22 protein-coding genes and 1 riboswitch are annotated in these 22043 nt (G+C 69.3%); of the genes, 13 read left to right on the top strand and 9 right to left on the bottom strand.

What is annotated here, in order from left to right; all coding sequences use genetic code 11:
• The first annotated feature begins 60 nt into the window (after positions 1 to 60).
• On the top strand, positions 61 to 1227 hold the full coding sequence (locus tag ACIHFD_RS50900; protein ID WP_397373055.1) for an ROK family protein: 1167 nt from the start codon (positions 61 to 63) through the stop codon (positions 1225 to 1227).
• Between the two features lie 32 nt (positions 1228 to 1259).
• Here the strand turns inward: ACIHFD_RS50900 and ACIHFD_RS50895 are convergent, their stop codons facing one another.
• Positions 1260 to 1790 (bottom strand): C40 family peptidase, encoded by a 531-nt coding sequence (locus ACIHFD_RS50895; RefSeq protein WP_397373054.1) that lies wholly within the window; start codon positions 1788 to 1790, stop codon positions 1260 to 1262.
• 48 nt (positions 1791 to 1838) lie between these two features.
• Positions 1839 to 1982, bottom strand: a riboswitch (cyclic di-AMP (ydaO/yuaA leader).
• A gap of 101 nt (positions 1983 to 2083) precedes the next feature.
• Here ACIHFD_RS50895 and ACIHFD_RS50890 point away from each other — a divergent pair.
• Positions 2084 to 3130 (top strand): 3-isopropylmalate dehydrogenase, encoded by a 1047-nt coding sequence (locus ACIHFD_RS50890; RefSeq protein WP_397373053.1) that lies wholly within the window; start codon positions 2084 to 2086, stop codon positions 3128 to 3130.
• 217 nt (positions 3131 to 3347) lie between these two features.
• Positions 3348 to 4445 carry a branched-chain amino acid aminotransferase gene (locus ACIHFD_RS50885; protein ID WP_397373052.1) on the top strand — a complete coding sequence of 366 codons (1098 nt, stop codon included), beginning with the start codon at positions 3348 to 3350 and terminating at the stop codon, positions 4443 to 4445.
• A gap of 38 nt (positions 4446 to 4483) precedes the next feature.
• Here the strand turns inward: ACIHFD_RS50885 and ACIHFD_RS50880 are convergent, their stop codons facing one another.
• Entirely contained in the window at positions 4484 to 5128 is a 645-nt protein-coding gene (locus ACIHFD_RS50880; protein WP_397373051.1) for an O-methyltransferase, read from the bottom strand.
• A 59-nt stretch (positions 5129 to 5187) separates the two neighbouring features.
• On the opposite strand from ACIHFD_RS50880, the gene ACIHFD_RS50875 reads away from it, so the two are divergent.
• Both ACIHFD_RS50875 and cimA read left to right on the top strand, forming a co-directional pair.
• A complete protein-coding gene (locus ACIHFD_RS50875; RefSeq protein ID WP_397373050.1) occupies positions 5188 to 5832 on the top strand; it encodes a DsbA family protein in 645 nt (214 codons plus the stop codon).
• A 192-nt stretch (positions 5833 to 6024) separates the two neighbouring features.
• Positions 6025 to 7602 carry a citramalate synthase gene (cimA, locus tag ACIHFD_RS50870; RefSeq protein WP_397373049.1) on the top strand — a complete coding sequence of 526 codons (1578 nt, stop codon included), beginning with the start codon at positions 6025 to 6027 and terminating at the stop codon, positions 7600 to 7602.
• Between the two features lie 194 nt (positions 7603 to 7796).
• On the opposite strand, the gene ACIHFD_RS50865 is transcribed toward cimA, so the two are convergent.
• Both ACIHFD_RS50865 and ACIHFD_RS50860 read right to left on the bottom strand, forming a co-directional pair.
• Positions 7797 to 8747, bottom strand: coding sequence for a GNAT family N-acetyltransferase (locus ACIHFD_RS50865; RefSeq protein WP_397373048.1), 951 nt, complete (start codon positions 8745 to 8747; stop codon positions 7797 to 7799).
• A gap of 248 nt (positions 8748 to 8995) precedes the next feature.
• Positions 8996 to 9778 (bottom strand): helix-turn-helix domain-containing protein, encoded by a 783-nt coding sequence (locus tag ACIHFD_RS50860; protein WP_397373047.1) that lies wholly within the window; start codon positions 9776 to 9778, stop codon positions 8996 to 8998.
• Positions 9779 to 9874: 96 nt separating this feature from the next.
• On the opposite strand from ACIHFD_RS50860, the gene ACIHFD_RS50855 reads away from it, so the two are divergent.
• Positions 9875 to 10699 (top strand): SDR family oxidoreductase, encoded by an 825-nt coding sequence (locus tag ACIHFD_RS50855; RefSeq protein ID WP_397373046.1) that lies wholly within the window; start codon positions 9875 to 9877, stop codon positions 10697 to 10699.
• Between the two features lie 34 nt (positions 10700 to 10733).
• Here ACIHFD_RS50855 and ACIHFD_RS50850 read toward each other — a convergent pair whose 3' ends face one another.
• Positions 10734 to 11618 (bottom strand): helix-turn-helix domain-containing protein, encoded by an 885-nt coding sequence (locus ACIHFD_RS50850; protein ID WP_397373045.1) that lies wholly within the window; start codon positions 11616 to 11618, stop codon positions 10734 to 10736.
• Between the two features lie 77 nt (positions 11619 to 11695).
• Between ACIHFD_RS50850 and ACIHFD_RS50845 the strand changes: the two genes are divergently transcribed.
• The 3 genes from ACIHFD_RS50845 to ACIHFD_RS50835 all read left to right on the top strand — a co-directional run bounded on the left by ACIHFD_RS50845 (position 11696) and on the right by ACIHFD_RS50835 (position 13485).
• Complete coding sequence (locus ACIHFD_RS50845) at positions 11696 to 12532, top strand: alpha/beta fold hydrolase (protein ID WP_397373044.1); 837 nt, start codon at positions 11696 to 11698, stop codon at positions 12530 to 12532.
• Positions 12533 to 12648: 116 nt separating this feature from the next.
• Positions 12649 to 13011: a VOC family protein gene (locus ACIHFD_RS50840; RefSeq protein WP_397373043.1), complete on the top strand. Its 363-nt coding sequence runs from the start codon at positions 12649 to 12651 to the stop codon at positions 13009 to 13011.
• 93 nt (positions 13012 to 13104) lie between these two features.
• Positions 13105 to 13485 carry a nuclear transport factor 2 family protein gene (locus ACIHFD_RS50835; RefSeq protein ID WP_397373041.1) on the top strand — a complete coding sequence of 127 codons (381 nt, stop codon included), beginning with the start codon at positions 13105 to 13107 and terminating at the stop codon, positions 13483 to 13485.
• Between the two features lie 14 nt (positions 13486 to 13499).
• Here ACIHFD_RS50835 and ACIHFD_RS50830 read toward each other — a convergent pair whose 3' ends face one another.
• Positions 13500 to 14120, bottom strand: a complete 621-nt coding sequence (locus tag ACIHFD_RS50830; RefSeq protein WP_397373040.1) for a TetR/AcrR family transcriptional regulator — start codon at positions 14118 to 14120, stop codon at positions 13500 to 13502.
• Positions 14121 to 14193: 73 nt separating this feature from the next.
• On the opposite strand from ACIHFD_RS50830, the gene ACIHFD_RS50825 reads away from it, so the two are divergent.
• Positions 14194 to 14949: an SDR family NAD(P)-dependent oxidoreductase gene (locus ACIHFD_RS50825; protein ID WP_397373039.1), complete on the top strand. Its 756-nt coding sequence runs from the start codon at positions 14194 to 14196 to the stop codon at positions 14947 to 14949.
• A gap of 10 nt (positions 14950 to 14959) precedes the next feature.
• Here the strand turns inward: ACIHFD_RS50825 and ACIHFD_RS50820 are convergent, their stop codons facing one another.
• Positions 14960 to 16591: a heparinase II/III family protein gene (locus ACIHFD_RS50820; RefSeq protein ID WP_397373038.1), complete on the bottom strand. Its 1632-nt coding sequence runs from the start codon at positions 16589 to 16591 to the stop codon at positions 14960 to 14962.
• A 150-nt stretch (positions 16592 to 16741) separates the two neighbouring features.
• On the opposite strand from ACIHFD_RS50820, the gene ACIHFD_RS50815 reads away from it, so the two are divergent.
• A complete protein-coding gene (locus ACIHFD_RS50815) occupies positions 16742 to 17338 on the top strand; it encodes an HD domain-containing protein (protein ID WP_397373037.1) in 597 nt (198 codons plus the stop codon).
• 30 nt (positions 17339 to 17368) lie between these two features.
• Here the strand turns inward: ACIHFD_RS50815 and ACIHFD_RS50810 are convergent, their stop codons facing one another.
• Positions 17369 to 17725: an antibiotic biosynthesis monooxygenase gene (locus ACIHFD_RS50810; RefSeq protein ID WP_355208858.1), complete on the bottom strand. Its 357-nt coding sequence runs from the start codon at positions 17723 to 17725 to the stop codon at positions 17369 to 17371.
• A gap of 139 nt (positions 17726 to 17864) precedes the next feature.
• On the opposite strand from ACIHFD_RS50810, the gene ACIHFD_RS50805 reads away from it, so the two are divergent.
• Complete coding sequence (locus ACIHFD_RS50805) at positions 17865 to 18641, top strand: fumarylacetoacetate hydrolase family protein (RefSeq protein WP_185068095.1); 777 nt, start codon at positions 17865 to 17867, stop codon at positions 18639 to 18641.
• A gap of 34 nt (positions 18642 to 18675) precedes the next feature.
• Positions 18676 to 20007: a glutamate--tRNA ligase gene (gene gltX, locus ACIHFD_RS50800; RefSeq protein WP_397373079.1), complete on the top strand. Its 1332-nt coding sequence runs from the start codon at positions 18676 to 18678 to the stop codon at positions 20005 to 20007.
• 44 nt (positions 20008 to 20051) lie between these two features.
• On the opposite strand, the gene ACIHFD_RS50795 is transcribed toward gltX, so the two are convergent.
• The gene (locus ACIHFD_RS50795; protein ID WP_397373036.1) at positions 20052 to 22019 is read right to left on the bottom strand and encodes a M3 family metallopeptidase; all 1968 of its coding nucleotides are present in this window, start codon (positions 22017 to 22019) and stop codon (positions 20052 to 20054) included.
• Positions 22020 to 22043 lie beyond the last annotated feature (24 nt).

The following is a 22043-nucleotide window of genomic DNA, read 5'->3' as shown; positions in this document are numbered from 1 at the left end:
AAGAAAGGTAATTTACTATCAGGCAAGTTGGCTAGGCTCTGTTTCCTCAAGGAGGGTGAGATGCGGGGCGACCTGGGTAATCCGCGGATGCTGCGAGTGCTGAACGAGCGCCGCCTGCTCGACCATCTTCAGGAGCACGGCCCCGCCTCGCGCACCGACCTCGCCAAGATCACCGGCCTGTCAAAGCCCACGGTGTCCGCGGCCCTGGCCGGGCTGGAGGTGGACGGGCTCGTTCACCTCGTCGGCGAGGTCTCCGGCCGCCCGGGGCCGGTCACGTCCCTGTACGACGTCAACGCCGCCGCCACCCACGTCGCCGGCGTCGACATCGGGCGTGACTGGATCAGGGTCGCCGTCGCCGATCTGCGCGGGAAATTCGCCGGCCGGAGGGACGGGCGCAACACCGCCCTCACCTCCGCCGAACTGGCACTCCTGGTCGGACAGCTGTGCCGGGCCGCCGCCTATGAGGCCGTCGTCGACTGGCCCGACATCGCCTGCGCCGTCGTCGGCACGCCCGGCGTGTACAACCCGGAGCTCGGCCGCCTGGAGTTCGCCCCCAACCTGCCCGGCTCCGACCTGGCCGAGCGCCTGCGCGCCGAGATGGAGGTCGACCTCGTCATCGAGAACGACATCAACCTGGCCGCCGTCGGCGAGCACACGCACGGGGCGGGGCGCGGCAAGTCCAACTTCGCGCTGGTGTCCGTCGGCACCGGCGTCGGGATGGGCATCGTGATCAACGGTGAGCTGTACGTGGGCGCCCGGGGAGCGGCGGGGGAGGTCTCGTACCTGCCCGCGACCGAGGACCCGGCGCCGCCGGCCGGTGACGCCCTGGCCCACGGCGCCACGGAGGCGGTCGCCGCCGCGCCCGGAGTGGTCCGCGCGGCCCGCGCCGCCGGCCTGAGCCTGCGGACGGCCAAGAAGGTCTTCGCCGCGGCGGCCTCCGGTGACAGAGTGGCCCGCTCGGTGGTGGAGGCCGAGGGGCGCCGCATCGGCGGCCTGCTGGTGGCGGTGGCCGCCGTGCTGGATCCGGAGGTGATCGTGCTCAGCGGCGGCGTGGGCCGCAACCTGGACCTCCTGGGGGAGTCCATCGAAGCCCGCATCGCCGAGCTCGGCCCGCTGCGGCCGTCGGTGGTGGCCAGCACGCTGGGGGACAGCGGCGTCCTGCTGGGCGCGGTGGCCCGCGCCAGGACCCGCGCCTGGGAGCTCATCTTCGACGCCCGCCTCCCCTGACCGTCGCGTGGGGAGGCGGACGCCGCGGCCTCCTACAGGGTGGCCGTGAGGGTGGTGGGCGTTTCGTCGCGCTGCTTCTGGAGCTTGGACCAGAGCCGTACGCCCTTGCGGTCGGGGCGGACGCCACCCACGAAGGACTCTCTGCGCCAGGAGGTCAGGCGCTCTTCCTTGACCACGTCACCCGTGTGCGGCGAGTGGACCATGTAGCCGGGCCGGGAGATCATCCCGACATGCCCGAGGCCGTGGAAGAAGACCAGATCGCCGGGTTTGAGGTCCTTCCAGTCGATCTTCTGGGTGAACGCGCCGTACTGTTCGGCGGCGGTGCGGGGGAGTTCGATTCCGGCGTGCTCGTACGCCCTGAGCATGAGCCCGGAGCAGTCGTATCCGCTCGGGCTGGCGCCGCCCCACACGTACGGGGTGCCGCGCTTGCTCATGGCGAACTTGATGGCGACCTTCCAGGCGGGCGTCGGAGCCTGTTCCTCCTGGATTTCCTTGATCTGGCCGCCGGTCAGGGTGGTGAGGTCGTCGATCTTGGCCGAGGCATGGGCTGGGGAGGCCAGCATGAGCCCGGCGGCGCCCGCCGCCAGGACAATGGCGATTCGAGACAGGGGTCTGTCCTTCCATAAGGCCGGCCGGGTTAGCTGACGGGCTCGGGCCTGGAAGTAGCCCTACGGCATGGGGGTGCCGACTCGCCCCAGGGGGAATGTGGGTCCCCGGCTCCACGCAACGGCGCGCGGATTAGGCTGGTCGGTGACTTTAACGAAACGGTCAAAGAACCGCAATACCGGACAAAGGGGTCGTCCGAAAGATGAGATGAAGTGTTCGTCAGCCGAGACGACGCGGTAAGGTACCGCCCATGGAGTCGCGTAACATCCGTCTGGCCGTCATCCCCGGCGATGGGATCGGCACCGAGGTCGTGGCCGAAGGGCTCAAGGTCCTGGAGGCAGTGGGCACGAAGATCGAGCCCACTCACTACGACCTGGGAGCCGCACGCTATCACCGTACCGGCGAGACGCTGCCCGACGCCGTGCTCGAAGAGCTGCGCGGCTACGACGCGATCCTGCTCGGCGCCGTGGGCGACCCCAGCGTGCCGCCGGGCATCCTCGAGCGCGATCTGCTGCTGCGGCTCCGCTTCGAGTTCGACCACTACGTCAACCTGCGCCCGGTCAAGCTGTTCCCCGGCGTGGAGACCCCGCTGGCCGACACGCCGCCGGAGAACATCGACATGATCGTCGTCCGCGAGGGCACCGAGGGCCTCTACGCGGGCACCGGTGGCGCCATGCGGCGCGGCACCCCGCACGAGATCGCCACCCAGGAGTCGCTCAACACCGCCTACGGTGTCGAGCGCGTGGTGCGCTACGCGTTCGAGAAGGCCGTCACGCGGCCGCGCAAGAAGCTGACGCTCGTCCACAAGACCAACGTCCTCACCTTCGCCGGTGACCTGTGGCAGCGCACGGTCAACCGCCTGGCGGCGGAATACCCCGACGTCACGACCGACTACTGCCACATCGACGCGGCCTCGATGTTCTTCGTGAGCCAGCCGGAGCGGTTCGACGTGGTCGTCACCGACAACCTGTTCGGCGACATCATCACCGACCTGGGCGCCGCCATCGCGGGCGGCATCGGCCTGGCCGCCAGCGGCAACATCAACCCCGAGCGGTCCGCGCCGAGCATGTTCGAGCCGGTGCACGGCAGCGCCCCCGACATCGCCGGCCAGGGCAAGGCCGACCCGACCGCGACCATCCTGTCCGTCGCCATGCTCCTCGACCACCTGGGCCTGCACACCGAGGCGGCCAAGGTCGAGCAGGCGGTCGCCGATGACATCCTCGAGCGGCTGGCCGGCTGGGCGGGTCGCACCACCCACGAGATCGGTGACGACATCACCGCGCGAGTATCCGGCTAGGACCGCCTAGCCCCCAACGCGCCTGGTGGTCCGACGAGGGCCGCCAGGCGCTTTTTTGCGTCCAAAAGGGCTGATCGCCCCATTGGCCGCTTGCCATCCCATATAGCGAGACAATAGGAAGTACCGGGACTGTCTTCCGGGCAGCGCCCGCTCACCAGCACCGATCCGCAGATTTCTTGTAGATTTGGGCAGATTCGCAGAGAGAAGGACCGACGTCATGACCATCGCTCAGAAGCTCAGCTTCGACGTGCAGCTATCCGACCACGCTCGCACCGCGGCCGAGCGGGAGCAGGTACTGGCGAACCCCGGCTTCGGGCAGACCTTCACGGATCACATGGTCTCGATCGACTACACCGAGGGGCAGGGCTGGCACGACGCCAAGCTCCTTCCGTACGGCCCGCTCTCGCTCGACCCGGCCACCTCGGTCTTCCACTACGCGCAGGAGCTGTTCGAGGGGCTCAAGGCCTACCGCCAGGCCAACGGCTCGATCGTCGCGTTCCGCCCGTACGCGAACGCCGCCCGCTTCAACCGCTCCGCGCTCCGGATGGCCATGCCGGAGCTGCCGGAGGAGGCTTTCGTGGAGTCGCTCGAGCTCCTCGTCCAGACCGACAGGGAATGGGTGCCCACGACCGAGGGTCACAGCCTCTACCTGCGGCCCTTCATGATCGCCACCCAGGCGGGGCTCGGTGTCAACTACCCGTCGAAGTCGTACAAGTACATGGTCATCGCCTCCCCGGCGGCCTCGTACTTCACGGGTGGGCTCAAGCCCGTCTCCGTCTGGCTGTCCACCGAGTACACGCGGGCCGCCCCCGGCGGCACGGGCTTCGCGAAGTGCGGCGGCAACTACGCGGCCGCGTTCGTCGCGCAGCGGCAGGCCGTGGAGAACGGCTGCGACCAGGTGGTGTGGCTGGACGCCCACGAGCACAGGTACGTCGAGGAGATGGGCGGGATGAACCTGTTCTTCGTCTTCGGCGACAAGCTCGTCACCCCCGCGCTGACCGGCACCCTGCTGCCCGGCATCACCAGGGAGTCGATCCTGGAGCTGGCCGGCGACCTGGGCCTGGAGACCGAGGAGCGCCTCATCTCGATCGACGAGTGGCAGGCCGGATGCGAGTCCGGGGAGCTCACCGAGGTGTTCGCGTGCGGCACGGCGGCCGTGGTCACGCCGGTGGGCACGGTGAAGGGCGCCGACCGCTCCTGGAGCGTCGCCGACGGCAACCCCGGCCCGGTGACGATGCGGGTGCGCGAGGAGCTGGTGGGCATCCAGTACGGCGCCCGCCCCGACGCCCACAACTGGATCCACAAGATCGTCTAGTGGGGACGGCCGGGTCCGCGAGGGCCCGGCCGCCGCGCCTAGTTCTTCCTGATCAGGGTCATCCCGTCCGCGACCGGCAGCATGAGGACCGTCACCCGCGGATCCTCCATCACCAGGTCGTTGAACTGCCGGATCTCCACGGTGGTCTGCTCCTCGTGCGCCGGGTCCGCCACGTGGCCCCGGCGCAGCGTGTTGTCCGCCACGATCAGGCCGCCGGGCCGCAGGCGCTCCATGAGCAGCTCGTAGTAGCCGGGGTAGTTGCCCTTGTCGGCATCGAGGAAGGCCAGGTCGACGGTCTGGTCGAAGGCGGCGAGCGTCTCCAGCGCAGGCCCGAGCGTGAGCGTCACGCGGTCCTCCACCCCGGCCTCGCGCCAGTAGCGGCGGGCGACGGAGGTCCACTCGTCGCTCACGTCGAAGCAGTGCAGCCGCCCGCCGGACAGGCCCCTGGCGATGCACACGGACGAGTAGCCGGTGAACGTCCCCACCTCGACGACGACCTGGGGCGCCACGAGCTGGGTGATCATGGTCAGGAAGGTGCCCTGGTCGGGCGAGATCTGCATGCCGGCGGCGTCCCCGGTGGCGCCGAGCGTCTCCTTCGCCAGCTCGTCCAGCAGGGCGTCGGGCGGGGTCGTGTGCGCGAGGACGTACTGTGCTACGGCGGGATCTAGGAGGTATGCCTTCATATATCCATTCTCCCGGCATCGGGTAAGGTCTGCGCGATCAATGAGGTGAGAGTGGGCTGATGATGAAGCGGTTGCTGGCGGTGGCGCTCGCGTGCGTGGCCATCGCCATACTCGGGGTGGTGTCGTTCTCGGGGCCGGGCCGATCGTCCGACGGGGTGCGGCTGACCCGGCAGATGGACGGATCGATGGTCCTGGCCGACCGGGGCGGGGACGCCCCCGTGCTGGACGTGTACGAGGACTTCGACTGCCCGGTCTGCAAGGACATGCACGCCAAGGTAGACGGCGCCATCAGGAAACTCGCCATGGAGGGCAAGGTCAAGGTCGTCTTCCACCCGGTGACGATCTTCCAGGAGGAGCCCATGCGCTCCAACTCCATCCGCGCCGCCGCTGCCGCCCGCTGCGTCCCCGAGGAGAACTGGCTCAGCTTCAGGGACGAGCTGTACGCCATGCAGCCCGCGCCGCACGGCGAGGCGTCCGGATTCGCCGTCGAGGACCTGGTCAAGGCCGCCAGGCAGGCGGGGGCGTCGGTGGACGAGTGCGTCAGGTCGCAGTCGTACGCGCAGGCCCACCTGGCGGAGACCGCGAAGGTCCGCCTCCAGGGCACGCCCACGGTGCTGCTCGACGGGAAGCTGCTGGGCAACGAGGCGTTCGACCCGGCCGCGCTCGAGCGCGTCATCACAGGTGGTGACGGTGTCACCGTGTAAAGGCTTGTCCCAGAAGCTGAGATCGATGTGCCAGATGCTGAATGCGTATGGCAGACTGGGCGGCACCATGTTCTACGGTCTGCTCATTATCAGCAGGCGCGCTGGCTGACAAGGGACACCGCCAGCGCGCAGACCTCTCACGTCCGTGAGGGGTCTTTTTGCTTTCCAGAGGCTTCCAGAGAAGAGAGACTCATGGCCGACGACCGCTTCCACGTATACGACACGACGCTGCGTGACGGCGCCCAGCAGGAGGGGCTCAGCCTCACCGTCGCCGACAAGCTCGCCGTCGCGCGCCACCTGGACAGCCTGGGCGTCGGTTTCATCGAAGGGGGCTGGCCGGGCGCCAACCCCAAGGACACAGAGTTCTTCAGGCGTGCTCAAACAGAGCTGGACCTGAAGCACGCGCAGCTCGCCGCGTTCGGTGCGACCCGCCGAGCCGGTGTGAAGGCAGCCGACGACCCGTTGGTGGCCGCATTGCGCGAATCCGGCGCGCCGGTCGTGACCCTTGTCGCCAAGAGCCACGACCGGCACGTGGAGCTGGCCCTCCGCACGACTCTCCAGGAGAACCTCGCGATGATCCGCGACACGGTCTCTCACCTTCGTGCGGAGGGACAGCGAGTCTTCCTCGACGCCGAGCACTTCTTCGACGGTTACAAGTCCAACCCAGCCTACGCGCTCGAAGTCCTCAGGACCGCCGCCGAAGCCGGGGCCGACGTCATCGCCCTGTGCGACACGAACGGCGGCATGCTCCCCGACGAGCTGGCCGAGATCGTCCACGAGGCCGTCCTGACCAGCGCCCGCGTCGGCATCCACTGCCACGACGACACCGGCTGCGCCGTCGCCAACACCCTGGCCGCCGTCAAGGCCGGGGCCACGCACGTACAGGGCTGCGCGAACGGCTACGGCGAGCGCTCCGGCAACGCCAACCTCTTCACGGTCGTGGCGAACCTCCAGCTCAAGCGCGGCTTCGACCTCGTCCCCACGACCGCCCTCGCCGAAATGACCCGCATCGCCCACGCGATCACCGAGGTCACCAACGTCACCCCCAACTCCCACGCCCCGTACGTCGGCACCTCCGCCTTCGCCCACAAGGCCGGACTGCACGCCAGCGCCATCAAGGTCGACCCCAACCTCTACCAGCACATCGACCCCGCCGCCGTCGGCAACGACATGCGCATGCTCGTCTCCGACATGGCCGGCCGCGCCTCGGTCGAGCTCAAGGGCCGCGAACTCGGCTACGACCTCACCCCGGAACACACCAAGACCCTGGTCGAACGCGTCAAGGACCTGGAGTCGCGCGGATTCACCTTCGAGGCCGCGGACGCGTCGTTCGAGCTGCTGCTGCGCGACACCGTGGAGGGGAAGCGCAAGCGCCACTTCGAGGTCGAGTCGTGGCGCGTGATCGTGGAGCGTACGAAGGGCGGCGAACTGGTCAGCGAGGCCACCGTCAAGCTCCACGCCAAGGGCGAGCGCATCGTCGCCACGGGCGAGGGCAACGGCCCCGTCAACGCCCTGGACAAGGCTGTGCGGCTGGGGCTGGAGCAGCTGTACCCCGAGCTGGCGAAGCTGGAGCTGGTGGACTACAAGGTCCGCATACTCGAGGGCACCCACGGCACGGACGCCATCACCCGCGTCCTCATCACCTCCAGCGACGACACGACCGAGTGGGCCACGGTCGGGGTGGCGGAGAACATCATCGACGCGTCGTGGCAGGCCCTGGAGCAGGCAGTCACCTACGGCCTCCTCCGCGCCGGCCACAAGACCGCCTGAGCGGCGGTCCTCCACAACGGGGCGCTACGCCTACGCGCGAGGGCGCTGCGGGCAGCGCCTCCCAGGGAGCTCCCGCCCCCTTCGACCCCCCCGAAACCCCCGCTCGCCGACCCCGCCCGTTGCCTGGTTACGCGGTGGGCCTGCTGGAGCCCCGGGCGGGAAGGCCGTTTGTGGCCTCCCGCCCGAGGCCCGGATCAGTCCCAGGTCATGTTGATCGTCCGTTCGAAGTTGACGTATCCGGCGCGTTGGAAGGCGCGCGCCATGGGAACGTTGCCGAGATCCGTGGCCGCCCGGATACGCGGGACATCCTGCGCGCTGAGGATACGGGTGCCTTCGGCAAGGATGTCGTCGATGTAGCCGTTGCCTCGGTGCGCGGGCAGCACGGCGAGGTAGCCGATGATGGGGTTGTAGTCGTTGCGGGCCGGGGTGACGAACCCCACCGGCTCGCCGTCCGGCAGCGTCGCGACCCGCCACCAGTCTCGCGGGCTCCGGTAATGCGCAAGCTCGTCCTCATAGTGTCTGACCGCCGCTTCGCGGGGGGACATCCGGGTCAGATCGTCGCGGCTGTGCGCGTCCAGCGTGCCATCCAGGACCAAGGTCATCAGGGCGAGGATATCTTCGGTGTCCCGGACCGGCCGGAACGCCAGGCGTCCACCGGGATCGGAGATCGGCGTCCCGGGGCGCCACTCCAGGCGTAGCCGTTCGACGAGCAGGCGGGCGCCGGTCCGTTCCAGGGCGGCCATGCGGTCCTCGACGACGCGCCTGGTCGCTCCGGCCTCGCGCCAGTCAGGCGGGATCATGCGGCTGTACCCGGGGGGACGGGTGCCTGCCGGGACGACTTCGGCCATGGCGGTCTGCAGCAGGCGTACGCCGATCTCTATGCGCTCGTGATCCGCGCTGCTGTCGTCGATGTCGAAAATGTCCAAGAGGAACGGTGTGTCGTCGCCGTTCCGGCCCCACCAGGCGGCTCTGGCCACCAGGTGGTCGCCGCGAAGGGCCACCCACATCCACTGCGGTCGGCGGCGGCCGGCGGCGAGGTCGTCCGCCAGTTCCTCGTTGAGGACGTAGGGAAGTCGGGAGAAGAGGTTGAGTTCTTCGTGCCCGGTGATCGGGCGGATGGTCAGGTCGTTCTGTTTCACGGTCAAGGCACTCTCCGGTGAAGGCGCCTGTCCGCTCCGGGGTCAGACGTGGTCCGCGCCCCGGGAGGACACAAGCGCAGTGATCATGGGGATCATGGGCTTATCCCTCCTCTCGATGTCGTGGCTCCTCGGTCCTGCCGACAGGAGTCCGGCAGCAAGGTCTATCTGATCGCCGCCCCTCGCGCAAACCCTTTGGGACCAGCGCGCCCGGAGACTGATGCCGTTGAGGCTCCTTGCCCGGGGAGAGCTGTTGATCATGAGGTGGCCAGGCGACGTAGGTAGGCGGTGGTCGTGGGGTCGGCGGGGAAGAGGGTTTCGATGGCGATCTCTTCGAGGGTGATGTCGAAGGCCGCCCCGAACGTCGTGATCGTGCTGAAGAAGCTCAATTCGACCCCGTCGTGCCGGAGCCGGATGGGCATGGCGATGTCGGCGGCCCCGGCGGTGGGCGGGTCGTCCTCGCTGCCGTAGGACCGGAGTTCCTCGTACAGCGCACTCAGTTCGGGGTCTCCCGTGCGGGCGGCCTGGCGGGCGAGCCGGGGCAGCAGGTACGCCCGGACCTGCCCCAGATTCTGCAGCCGAGGCGCGAACCCGCGCGGGTCCAGGCCCAGCCGCATCATGTTGACGGGCGATTTCAGGAGCTCCGGGTCGACGCCGTCCAGGAAGATCTCCATGGCCGGGTTGCTGAGCAGCACGTTCCAGTGGTGGTCCACGGCGACGGCGGGGAACGGCTCGTGCCCGCGCAGCACGCCCTGGATGGCCTCGTACGCCTGCGCCAGCTCCGGGTCCTCCAGCGGGCGCCGCTCGTAGGCGGGGGCGTACCCGGCGGCGACCAGGAGCCGGTTGCGTTCGCGCAGGGGGACGTCCAGGTGCTGGGCCAGATGCAGGAGCATCCGGCGGCTGGGGACCGTACGGCCTGTCTCGACGAAGCTGATGTGCCGGCTGGACACGTCCGCCTGTACGGCCAGGTCGAGCTGGCTCAGCCGGCGGCGCCTGCGCCACTCCCGCAGCAGTTCGCCGACCGTGCGATCGCGATACATGCTCCAGTTCTACCGGGCCGCCGTGGTGAGCCGGCCGGGACCTGCCACTACAGGCGTAACGTCGTGGCGTAGCCCAGTCCGCTACGGTCGCAGCTCATGAGAATCCTCATCGTGGGCGGCAGCGGCTTTCTCGGCGCCGAACTCGTGCGGCAGTCCGCGACGGCCGCTGACGTCGTGGCCGCGACCTGTCTGACGCGGCCGGGAACGGCAGCGGGGGTCGACTGGCTGCCGCTCGATGTTCGCGACCGTACGGCCGTGGTCGACCTGATCGGCGCGTTCGGCCCTGACGTCGTCATCAACGCGGCCTACCGCCAGTCGGACTGGGTGACGACGGCCATGGGCGCCGCTCACGTGGCCGTCGCGGCCTCCGGGAACGGCGCACGTTTGGTGCACGTGTCTAGCGACGCCGTCTTTTCGGGCAGGGCGATCACCTATGCCGAGGATTGCGTGCCCGACCCGGTCAGTCCGTACGGAGCGGCGAAGGCGGCCGCGGAGGTGGCCGTGCAGGCGATCGATCCTGCGGCGGTGGTCGTACGGACGTCGCTGATCATCGGTGACGGCGGCTCTCCGCACGAGGACTTCGTGCACGCGCTGGCCGCAGGCGGCACGCACGGGGTGTTGTTCACCGACGACGTGCGCTGTCCGGTGCATGTCGGTGATCTGGCGGCAGCCCTCCTGGAGCTCGCGAACTCCGATCGCGCCGGGATCCATCACGTGGCCGGGGCGGATGCGGTGAGCCGATATGAGCTGGGCTGCCTCGTAGCCCGGCGCGACGGACTGGATCCGGCTCGGTTGCCGTCCGGTCGGCGTGCCGACACCGACCTGCCTGGGCCGCTCGATGTGCGGTTGGACTGCGCCGTGACCCAGCGGCAGCTGCGGACCAGGCTGCGCGGTGCGCGGGAGTTCGTGATCGCCCGGTAGGGGTGGGCCGCCTCACATCTGGCCGGCGACCGTCTCACGTGCGGTCGGCGACCGAAGTGGTGGCCGTCTCACGTGCAGCGGCGGGTGTCACCTGGCTGGGCCACGCGATGTCGTCGACCGCCAGAAACGGCTCGCCGGCCACGGTCGCGGGCGTCACCCCGGTGAACGCCACGACGTCCCGATGCAGGTGGGACTGGTCGGCATAGCCGGCGTCGGCCGCGACTCGGGCCGGGCCCTCACCCGCGACCAGGCGGTGGGCGGCATGATCGAAGCGGACCAGCTTCACCGCGCGTTTGGGCGGCAGGCCGATCTGCGAGCGAAATCGGGACCACAGGCGCTTGCGGCTCCATCCGACCTCGGCAGCCAGCCCGTCGACCCGGACCAGGCCGCGGCCGGCGACGATCCGCTGCCAGGCCCAGGCCACCTCCGGGTCCACCGGCGGCCTCGCCTCATGCCGGCGGGCGAGCAGCGCGTCCGTCAACGCGAAGCGTTCCTGCCACGACGAGACCTCGCTCAGCCGTTCGCGGAGGCGGGACGCCTCCCGGCCCCACAGGTCGTCGAGGGCCACCACGGTGCCGTCGAGGTCGGCGGGGGAGACGTCCAGAACCGCTCGTGCGATCGCCGGGGACAGGCGCACCTGCACGCACTCGACGTTCTCACCCCGTGCCCGGACCGCGCCTCCGGACCCGAGCCCGGGCCCGGCGACGATGCTTCCCCGCTGCTGCCGCCCGGCGGCGTAGTCCATGACGGCCGAACCGGCGCCGAACTCCACCAGCAGCGTCACGGCCGGATGCGGGACCATCCGGAGCGTGTCCAGGTCACGGACCCGGAACCCGGCCATGGTGACACCGGCCACCCGGCTGGGCCGCCGCGGGCATGCCACGTCCCACACAGCCGCGCCGTGCACGAATGTCCGCACCGTTTCATGCTACGCGGGCCGATCGAGGGGAACATTTGTCCAATCCAGCCACCCGTACCGGCGGCGACAGTGGCCTCATGACCATTTCTGACGGTGGAACCGAGGCCACCGAGACCCTGTCCTTGGACGACGGCGACATCCACGTGTGCCAGGACGGCCCCCGCGACGCGCCCCCACTCCTGCTCATCCACGGGACGGCATCCTCGGCCATGTGGTGGGACCTGCTGGTTCCGCTGCTGACCAGCTCCCATCGCGTCATCCGGATCGACCTGCTCGGGCACGGCCGGTCGGGCCAACCGGCCGACGGCAGCTACGCGGTCCCGGACCAGGCACGCAGGGTCGGCGCGGCGCTGGACCGGCTCGGCGTCGGGCACGCCGTGGTCGCCGGCCATTCCAGCGGCGGCGCGGTCGCCACCGCCCTCGCCGAGCAACGACCCGACCTGGTGACCGCGCTCGCGCTCATCAACACCGGACCCAGCATGGACGCCTTCATCGCGCAGGAGTCCGCCGCGATCGGACCCTCGCAGTGGCCGCCGAGCGACGAGCTGATCCGCCAGTTCTCGAGCACCGGTTTCAGGCGGGCGGACCACCCGATCCCGCAGGCGTTCGTGGACGAGCTGCGCGGTATGAGCTTCCATGCGTTCGTCGCGATCATGCAGGCGCCCCGCGAATACCTGGAGGAGCGGGCGCTCCCGGATCGGCTGAAGGCCCTCGGCAAGCCGCTGCTGGTGATCTTCGGTGCGGAGGACCGGAGGTGGCGATCCTCGTCCGCGGCCGACTATGGCGTCGTTCCGGGCGCGAAGATCGAGCTGCTGCCCGGTTCCGGACACTCGCCCATCGTGGAAGATCCGCCGCGGACCGCCGAACTGCTCCTGGCCTTCACCGCGATCCACCGTCGATCGCATGGGATGTGACGCCGGCGGGTTCGGCAAGGTCGGCTCGCATAGGCTTCTGCAATGTCGCGCTGCGCAGAGAGGGCAGTGCGGGCATCGCTGACAACCGATGCAGCCGAGCCGACAAAGGGATATCCATGATCACCCACATCAACGTCGCCGTCATGTACGTAGCCGATCAGCAGCGGTCGGTGGATTTCTACGTCGACAAGCTCGGCTTCACCAAGACCGTCGATGCCGAGATGTGGCCAGGTGCGCGCTGGGTGGAGGTCAAGCCGCCGAACGGACAGACCTCGATCACCTTGCACAGCGCGGAGGCGTTCGACAAGAAGCCGGGCGAGGGCGCCTTTCTCACCTTCGCCTGCGATGACATCGACGAGACGGTGCGTCAGTTGCGTGAGCTCGGCGTCACCGTGACCGACCCGGTAGAGGAGGCCTGGGGCACTTACATCAAGGCCACCGACCCGGACGGCCACGAGGTCATGATCTCCAAGAAATGACGGACCAGGAGCTCCCCTGACCCCCTGGTAACCGGTTGTCCATTACATGGGATGTAATCGACGGGCCGGGCCGGGACGCCGCATGGTGGGCGCATGAGTAAGAACGGCATCGCCGAACGCAACAAGGAAATCGTCCTGCGCGGCTTCTCGGAGTTCGCGGCGGGGAACGTGGAGATACTTCGCGATCTGCTCCGGGAAGACTTCATCGAGCACAGCCCGGGAAATCCCTCGGGCAGAGACGCGTTCATCGAGTTCATCGCGAGCGCCCCGGTCGCCGGGGCGAAGCTCGACCTCAAGCGGGTCATCGCCGAGGACGACCACGTGATGCTGCACTATCACATGGTCCCGCCAGGGGACGGGCGCGGGATCGCGGTCGTCGACATATGGCGGATGGTGGACGGGCAGATCGTCGAGCACTGGGACGTGGTGCAGCCGGTGCCCGACCCTGGCGAGATCCCGAACGGGATGTTCTGACGGCGGCCGCCGGCTCAGGGTGAGGCGCCGACCATCAGGGGCCAGACCGCCGCGGAGAGCTCCTCGGGGGTGCCCGGGCACCCCCGCCGCACCCAGTCCGCCGCCACCGACAGCAGCGCCCCCGCGACGAACGCCGCCGGAACGTCATGAGGGATGTCCGCAGGATCGTCGACATGGGTGGAGCCGCCGTCGTCCGGTGAGGTGTGCTGTCCGCTGACGTGGATGGCGACGGTCATGCGGTGCCGCAGGTGGTCCTGGAGCCGGGCGCTGCCGTCGGGGCCCAGCAGCGCCCGGTACAGGTGCGCGTGCTCGGCGACGTGCGCGAACAGCCGCGTGGTCTCGACGGGTGGCTCGCTCCGGGCCACCACGTACCGGCCCAGCTTCGGCGCGGCGGCGACCAGGCCGTCGAACATCGCCGCGCAGGCCGACTCGGCGAGGGCGTGGACGTCGGAGAAGTGGTCGTAGAAGGTCGAGCGGTTCAGGCCGGCCCGCTTGGTGACGTCGGCCACCGTGATCTGCCCCAGTTCCTTGTCCAGGACCAGATCCAGCAGCGCCTGCTGCAGCGCGGCCAGGGATCGCCGCGCGCGGGGGTCTGCCTGGACGCGGCCGGTCAGCGGGGGCTTCTCTTCGGGCACGGGCTCAGTGTACTTTGACGGCACCCGTTGTTTAGCCGACAGGTGTTGGATAGTGCGAAGGGAAGGAGCCGTCATGGGTTCGTTGGAGGGCAAGGTCGCGGTAGTGACAGGCGCCGGGCAGGGGATCGGGCGCGGCATCGCGACGGCCATGGCCAAGGAAGGCGCCTCGATCGCCGTCGTCGACCTCAACGGCGAGGCGGCGGCCGGGACGGCCGGCGAGATCGAGCGCCTCGGCGCCGCGGCGATCCCGCTGACCTGCGACATCCGCGACTCCGCTGCCGTCGGTGCCGCGGTGGCCGCGGTGGTCGAGCGGTTCGGCACCGTGGACATCCTGGTCAACAACGCGATGGCGGCCCGCGTCGGGGTGCCGCTGGAGGAGATCACCGACGAGGATCTCGAGCTGGCGTTCCGCACCGGCCCCATGGCCAGCACGTACTTCATGCGGGCCTGCTTCCCCCACCTCAAGGGCGGCGGTCGCGTCATCAACCTGCGCTCCGGCTCCGAGATCCAGGGGCTGGTCGGTTACGGCGCGTACGTCTCGGCGAAGGCCGCCGTCGGCGGCCTCACCAGGACCGCGGCCCGCGAGTGGGGTGCCCACGACATCACGGTCAACGCGATCTGCCCCTTCGCGCTCAGCGAAGGGGCGAAATCCTACTTCGACACGCGGCCGGACGAGCTGGACGCGGCGCTGTCCGGCCTGTCGCTGCGCCGCACCGGTGACGCGGAGGCCGACATCGGCCGCGCCGCCGTCTTCCTGGCCGGGCCGGACGCCTCATTCATCACCGGCTGCTCGATCATGGTGGACGGAGGCGGCTCTTTCCTGGGCTGACGGCAGGAGGCTAGAACGCCTTGGCGGAGAACGAGGTGCCGTCCACCGTGACCTTCCCGCCCGAGCAGGACACCTTGGGCGAGTCCGTCCCGGGCACGATCAACGTCAGCAGCGACCGCGCCGCCGGTGACACCACCACATTGGTCGGCAGCTTCGACAGGTACGTGGGCGAGACCCAGCCCACCTTCCCGCCGCGCTCCACCTTCTGCCCGCCGACCCGGTCGCACGACGACGAGAACTGCAGCAGGGTGACCTTGAACTTGCCGTCCCCGAGCACGACCTTGCCCCCGCTGTTGGACACCAGCTTGAGCGACGGGTCGAACCGCCAGAGGTTGCTGATCTTCTTGCCGCCCGAGGCCGTGTCCAGCACCGCCATCAGGTCCTCGCCGTGGTTCACCAGGACCGACCTGGTGCGGCTCACCCCGTACGCCTTGTCGGTCAGCTTGAACGACTGCCGGTCCTTGCCGTACTTCGACGCCACGAGCTTCGAGGACGTCCGCGGCTTGAAGCGGGCCCCGACCACCGTCGGCACGTTGTGGGCCTCGGGGGAGAGCGTCCAGTAGCGGTAGGCGCTCTTCTCGTAGGAGTGGAAACCGCCGTCCACCAGGAGATTGCGCCCATGGGCGTAGTACGTGACGCCCAGGTGGTCCTCGTGGCCGTGGAACTTCAGCCCGGGCCCGAACCTGATCGAGTAGTACGCCGAGTCCGGCTTGCTCCAGGCCGTGCGGCCGAAGACGTAGCCCGCCCGGTAGGTCTTGACCTCCTGCTTCGGCGTCCCCGTCTCGATCTTCGGCTCGGTCTCGGCGGTGCCGTCGCCGATGGGCACCATGTAGCCGGTCGGCATGGTGGCGTGGGCGATGAAGTCCTTCATCGCCTCGGCCCGCCTGGCGATCTCGCCGGGCACCTTCCTGCCGCACGCCTTCATGTTGGTGATCGCGACCTGCAGCCGGCTGTAGACGTACACGGCATAGCGCGGAGCCTGCTCCATGAGCGCGCCCTGCGAGTCGACGTCGAGCTTCACCGTGCCGGTCAGCCGGCGGGAGGCCAGGTCCGACCAGTCCTTGCGGCCGTACCTGCAGCCGATGCCCATGAGCGCGATGTCCTGGTCGATGCCGTGGTTGTGGCCCTTCTTGTAGAGCCGCGAGTCCGACAGGAGCTTGGCGTGGTCGGCGAGGCTGTCCTTCAGCCAGCTCTCCTTGACGTGCATGCTCAGGCAGAGCAGCGGCTGCGTGCGCAGCGAGACCGGGTGGTCCTTCCACGTGTACGGCTTGGTGCCGCGCGCCCCGGGCTTGTTGTTCGCGACCCAGTCCTTGGTGATCTCGGTGGCGCGATCCAAATAGCTGCGGTCACCGCTGTTCTCGTACGCGACGACCAGCGTGCCCATCCAGCGCAGCGACTGGAACACGAACTCCCACGAACGGTTCCCGTACGGGCTCGCGCTCCAGTTGATCTTCTTGCCGAGCTTGTACGCGGGCAGCCCGACCAGCGAGATCTCGCCCTTCATGACGTCGTCGGCCGTGGGGGTGCCGGGCAGCCAATCGCCCTGGCACTCCGCGGTCCGGGTCACCTTGTCGGCGTGCGCGGGGCTACCTAACCCGCCGAGCGCCAGTAAAAGGGCAAGAGGTATCGCGAGCCGGCGCACGCCAGTTCCTTTCGGGACAAAAAGTGAAGGTGGGACATGCTTTCCGAATCGCGATCAATGGGTCAAGTTGAGTGGCGGATTCGTTAGATGCTCGATGCGCCCCCGGTGTCCCGCATGGCGTAGCCGTACCTGGCGCGACATGCTGGTGCGGTGACATTCGACGACCTCGTGATCCCGGACACACCCGCCTGCCGCGGGGCGCTGGAGGTGGCCGCCCGCTACCACACGCCCTCGCTGCTCAACCACTCGATCAGGGCCTACCTGTGGGCGGCCGCGTACGCGCGTGAGCACGGCATCGCGTTCGACGCGGAGCTGCTCTACGTGTCGGCCATGCTGCACGACCTCGGGCTGGTGGCCGAGTTCGACAGCCACTCGGTGCCGTACGAGGAGGCCGGCGGCGACGTGGCCTGGGTCTTCTGCGCCGGCGCCGGCTGGTCACCCGAGCGGAGGGTACGCGCCCGCGAGGTGATCATCCGGCACATGTGGGACGAGGTGCCCCTGGAGGAGGACCCGGAGGGCCACCTGCTGGAGCTCTCGACCGGCATGGACATCTCGGGCCGCCGTACGGAGGAGATCCCCGAGGCGATCAGGCGCGAGGTCCTGGAGCGCTACCCGAGGCTGGAGATCGCCAAGGAGTTCGGGGCGTGCATCTCGGAGCAGGGCGCGCGCAAGCCGTCCAGCATCGCCGGCCAGTTCGTGCGCGCCGGCATCGTGGACCGGATCGCGCGCAACCCGCTGGACGCCTGACCCCGAAAAGGGTCTTGGAAGCCGGATCGGCTATGACTTGGGGCCGGTGCTCTCGGCGACCTCGAAGGTCCACACCTCCGAGCCGGTCGCCGCGGGCCCCTGCCCGTGGCCGTGACCGTGGCCGTGCCCCTGTTCCTGGGCGGCCTGCGCGGCCTGCGCGTGCCCGCGCCGGAAGGCCTCACCCTGCTGCCAGTTCTGGAAGTCCTCCTCGCTGCGCCAGCGCGTGTAGACGAGGTAGCGCTCGGTGCCCTCCACCGGCCTGAGCAGCTCGAACCACTCGAACCCGTCGGCCGACTCCACCATGCCCGCCCGGTTGGCGAAGCGCCGTTCGAGCTCCTCGCGCATGTCGGCGGGCACGTTCAGGACGTTGATCTTCACGACGGACAACGGGGCCCCTCTCGTCGGCGACACCACCTGCTGAGAGATCCAGGCTAACGCGGGCGGCCTCAGGGTCCTGCTCCTGGTCCGGCGCGGCACGAGGTACGCGTTGGGCGGAGCCTGGCGGTGGCGGCGATAGCCTTGTCAGGTGCGTATAGCGAGGTTCTCCACAGGCGAAGGCGTGTCGTTCGGCGTGGTCGAGGGCGGCCCGGGCGAGGAGGTCATCTCCGCGGTCGCCGGTCACCCCTTCGGCCAGGTGCAGTTCACCGGCGAGCGGCACCCGCTGTCCCAGGTGAAACTGCTGGCCCCGATGCTGCCGAGCAAAGTGGTCGCCATCGGCAGAAACTACGCCGAGCACGCGGCCGAGCTGGGCAACGAGGTGCCCGAGGAACCGCTGATCTTCATGAAGCCGTCCACGTCGGTGATCGGCCACGGCGAGAACATCGCGTACCCCACGACGCTGTCCGACCGCGTCGACTACGAGGGGGAGCTGGCCGTGGTGATCGGCAGGCTGTGCCGCGAGGTGCCGGTCGAGCGGGTCAAGGACGTGATCTTCGGCTACACCTGCGCCAACGACGTCACCGCCCGCGATCTCCAGAAGAAGGACGTGCAGTTCACCCGGGCCAAGGGGTTCGACACGTTCTGCCCGCTGGGGCCGTGGATCCAGACCGACCTCGACGCGAGCGACCTGGCGCTGACGACCACGGTCAACGGCGAGATCCGGCAGAGCGGCCGCACCAGCCAGCTCATCAACGACATCCCCGCGCTGGTGGCCTACGTCAGCGCGGTCATGACCCTGATCCCCGGCGACGTCATCCTGACCGGCACCCCCGCGGGTGTCGGCCCGCTCGAGATCGGCGACGAGGTCAGCGTCGGCATCGAAGGCATCGGCACACTCACGAACAAGGTGGTCTCCCGTGACTGAAGTACGGGTGCGGTTCGCCCCGTCCCCAACCGGCATGTTCCATGTGGGCGGTGCCCGCACGGCGCTGTTCAACTGGGCGCTGGCCGAGCAGTCCGGCGGCCGCTTCGTGCTGCGCATCGAGGACACCGACGCGTCGCGAAACCGTCCGGAGTGGACGGAGGGCATCATCTCCGCCCTCGACTGGATCGGCATCAACGGCGGAAACCCGGCGTTCGAGGGCCCCTACTTCCAGTCGGCGTACGAGGCCCAGCACCGCGAGGCGGTGGCGAAGCTGCTGGCCGACGGCCGGGCCTACTACTGCGACTGCACGCGTGAGCTGCTGGTGGCCCGCACCGGCTCCGAGCACCGGGGCTACGACGGCCACTGCCGCGACCGCGGCCTGACCGAGGGCGCGGTCCGCTTCCGCACCCCCGACGACGGCGTCACGGTCGTCGAGGACCTCATCCGGGGCAACGTGGAGTTCCCCAACGAGGCGCAGGAGGACTTCGTCATCGCCCGCACCGACGGCTCGCCGCTCTACGTGCTGGCCAACGCGGTCGACGACATCACCCAGAACATCACCCACGTCGTCCGCGGCGAGGAGCACCTGGGCAACGCGGCCAAGCAGATGCTGCTGTGGCCGGCGCTGGGCGCCACGCCGCCGGTCTGGGCGCACCTGCCGGTGATCGTCAACGAGCAGCGCAAGAAGCTGTCCAAGCGCCGCGACAAGGTGGCCCTGGAGGACTACCGCGCGGAGGGCTACCTCGCGGAGTCCACGGTCAACTACCTGATGCTGCTGGGCTGGGGGCCGGGCGAGGACCGCGAGATCATGCCGTGGTCCGAGATGATGCCGCTGTTCCGGCTGGAGGACGTCAACTCCGCCAGCGCGTTCTTCGACGAGAAGAAGCTGCGCGCGTTCAACGGCGAGTACATCCGGGCGCTGCCGCTGGAGACGTTCGAGCACCGCTGCGAGCCCTACCTCGACCCGTCCTGGGACCGCGAGCTGTTCAGCAAGGTCGCGGCGCTGGCCCAGACCCGCATCGCGGTGCTGTCGGAGATCCGGCAGAACGTCGACTTCCTCTTCCTCGACGAGCCGGTCTTCGACCAGGCGTCCTGGGACAAGGCGATGAAGAACTCGCCGGTGGAGATCCTCACCGACTACCTGTCGCGGCTGGAGACGGTCAGCTGGGACCCCGAGTCGCTCAAGGAGGCGCTGGAGGAGGTCGGGACCGCGTACGGGCTCAAGCTCGGCAAGGCCCAGGCGCCGATCCGCGTGGCGATCACCGGCCGGACGGTGGGCCTGCCGCTGTTCGAGTCGATCGAGGTGCTCGGCCGCGCCCGGGCGCAGGAGCGCCTGCGCGCCGCGCTGGCCCGCCTGAAGGGCTGATCCGGCGGCCGGCGGCCCGCAGGGCGGGCCGCCGGCGCACGGGCTCAGTCGAGGCCGCGGCGGACGAGCAGCGGCTGGATGCTGGGCTCGCGCCCGCGGAAGTTGCGGAACGCGGTCAGCGGGTCGAGGCTGCCGCCGCGGGAGAGCAGCTCGCGGCGGAAGTGGTCACCGTTGGCCCTGGTGAGCCCGCCGTTCTCCTTGAACCACTCCACGCTCTCCGCGTCGAGCACCTCGCTCCAGATGTAGGAGTAGTAGCCGGCGCTGTAGCCGCCGGAGAAGATGTGGGCGAAGTAGTTGGTCCTGTAACGCGGCCCGACCTGTGGCACGGCGATCTGGGCGGCCTCCAGGGCCGCGGACTCGAACGCCTCGGGGTCGGCCACCGTCTCCCCGGACGCCAGCTTGTGCCAGGCCCAGTCGAGCAGGGTCGCGGCGAGATATTCGACGGTCTTGAAGCCCTGGTTGAACTTCTCCGCCGCCTGCAGCTTCTCCACCAGCTCGGCCGGCATCGGCTCGCCCGTCTCGTGGTGCTTGGCGTAGTTGGCCAGCACCTCGGGCCAGGTCACCCACATCTCGTTGACCTGTGACGGGTACTCGACGAAGTCGCGCGGCACGTGGGTGCCCGACACACGCGGGAAGCGCACCTGGGAGAACAGCCCGTGCAGCGCGTGCCCGAACTCGTGGAAGGCCGTGTTGACCTCGTCGTACGTCAGCAGCGTCGGCCCCGAGGCCGGCTTGGTGACATTGAGGTTGTTGATGACCACCGGCAGCTGCCCGAACAGGAACGACTGGTCGACCAGGTTGTTCATCCACGCGCCGCCGCGCTTGGTCTCCCTCGCGTACGGGTCGAGCACGAACAGCCCCAGCCGGCTCCCGTCCTCGTCGAACACCTCGTACACCGTCACGTCGGGGTGGTATCCGCCCAGGTCGGGCCGCTCGGTGAAGGTGAGGCCGTACAGCTTCCCGGCCGCGAAGAAGATGCCGTCACGGTAGACGCGGTCGAGCTCGAAGTACGGCCGCATCTCGGCGGCGTCGAAGTCGTAGCGGGCCTGGCGCACCTTCTCGGAGTAGTACGACCAGTCCCACGGCTCGATGTCGAACCCGGCCTGCTCCGACAGCGCCTCGGCCTCCTTGCGCGCGTTGCGCACGGCGGGGGCGACGAGCTGGCCGAGCATCTCCTCGACCGCCTCGACGGTCTTGGCCGTCTGGTCGGCCACCACGTACGCCGCGTGGTTGGCGAACCCCAGCAGCTCCGCCCGCTCGGCCCGCAGCGCCGCCATCCTGGCCGCCAGCTCGAAGTTGCCCGGCGCCCGCCCGACGCTCAGCTCGTACAGCCTGCGGCGCACGTCGCGGTCGGTGAGCTGGGCCAGGCCCGGCTGGACGGTGAAGTTGAGCAGCGGCAGGACGTACTTGCCGTCCTTGAGCAGCGACTCGATCTTGGCCTGGTCGAAGCCGTCGAGCTCCTTGGGGTCCGACACCACCAGCGCCGACTCCGTCGAGGCCTTTAGCAGCGTCTGCGCGAACTCCGTCGAGAGCTTCGACAGCTCCTCGTTGAGTTGCCGGAGCCGGTCCTGGTCCGGCTCCGACAGGTCGGCGCCCGCCCTGATGAAGTCCTCCCGGTACTTCTCCAGCAGCCAGGCCTCCTCGGGATCCTCCGTGGACACCTGCTTGATGCGCGCCCACAGCGCCCGGTTGAGCCGGATCGCGTCGCCGTGCCTGGTCAGCTGGGGAGAGATCTCCTTCTCGATCTCCATGATGCCGTCGGTGGTGTTGGAGGCGGCGATGCTGAAGAAGACCGTGGCCGTGCGGTCGAGAATCCGTCCCGACCGCTCGAGCGCGGCGATCGTGTTGTCGAACGTCGGCGCCTCGGTGCTGCCTGCGATCGCGTCGACCTCCGCCAGCTGCTCCGCCATGCCGCGCTCGAACGCGGGCAGGTAGTGCTCCTCGCGGACGTCGGCGAAGGGCGGCAGTTCGTACGGCAGGTCGCTAGGGGTGAAGAACGGGTTACCGGCCAACGGTGGGGCTCCTCCACGTGGTGT

The organism is Nonomuraea sp. NPDC051941 (assembly GCF_044593615.1).
This window is presented reverse-complemented; position numbering and strand designations above follow the sequence as displayed.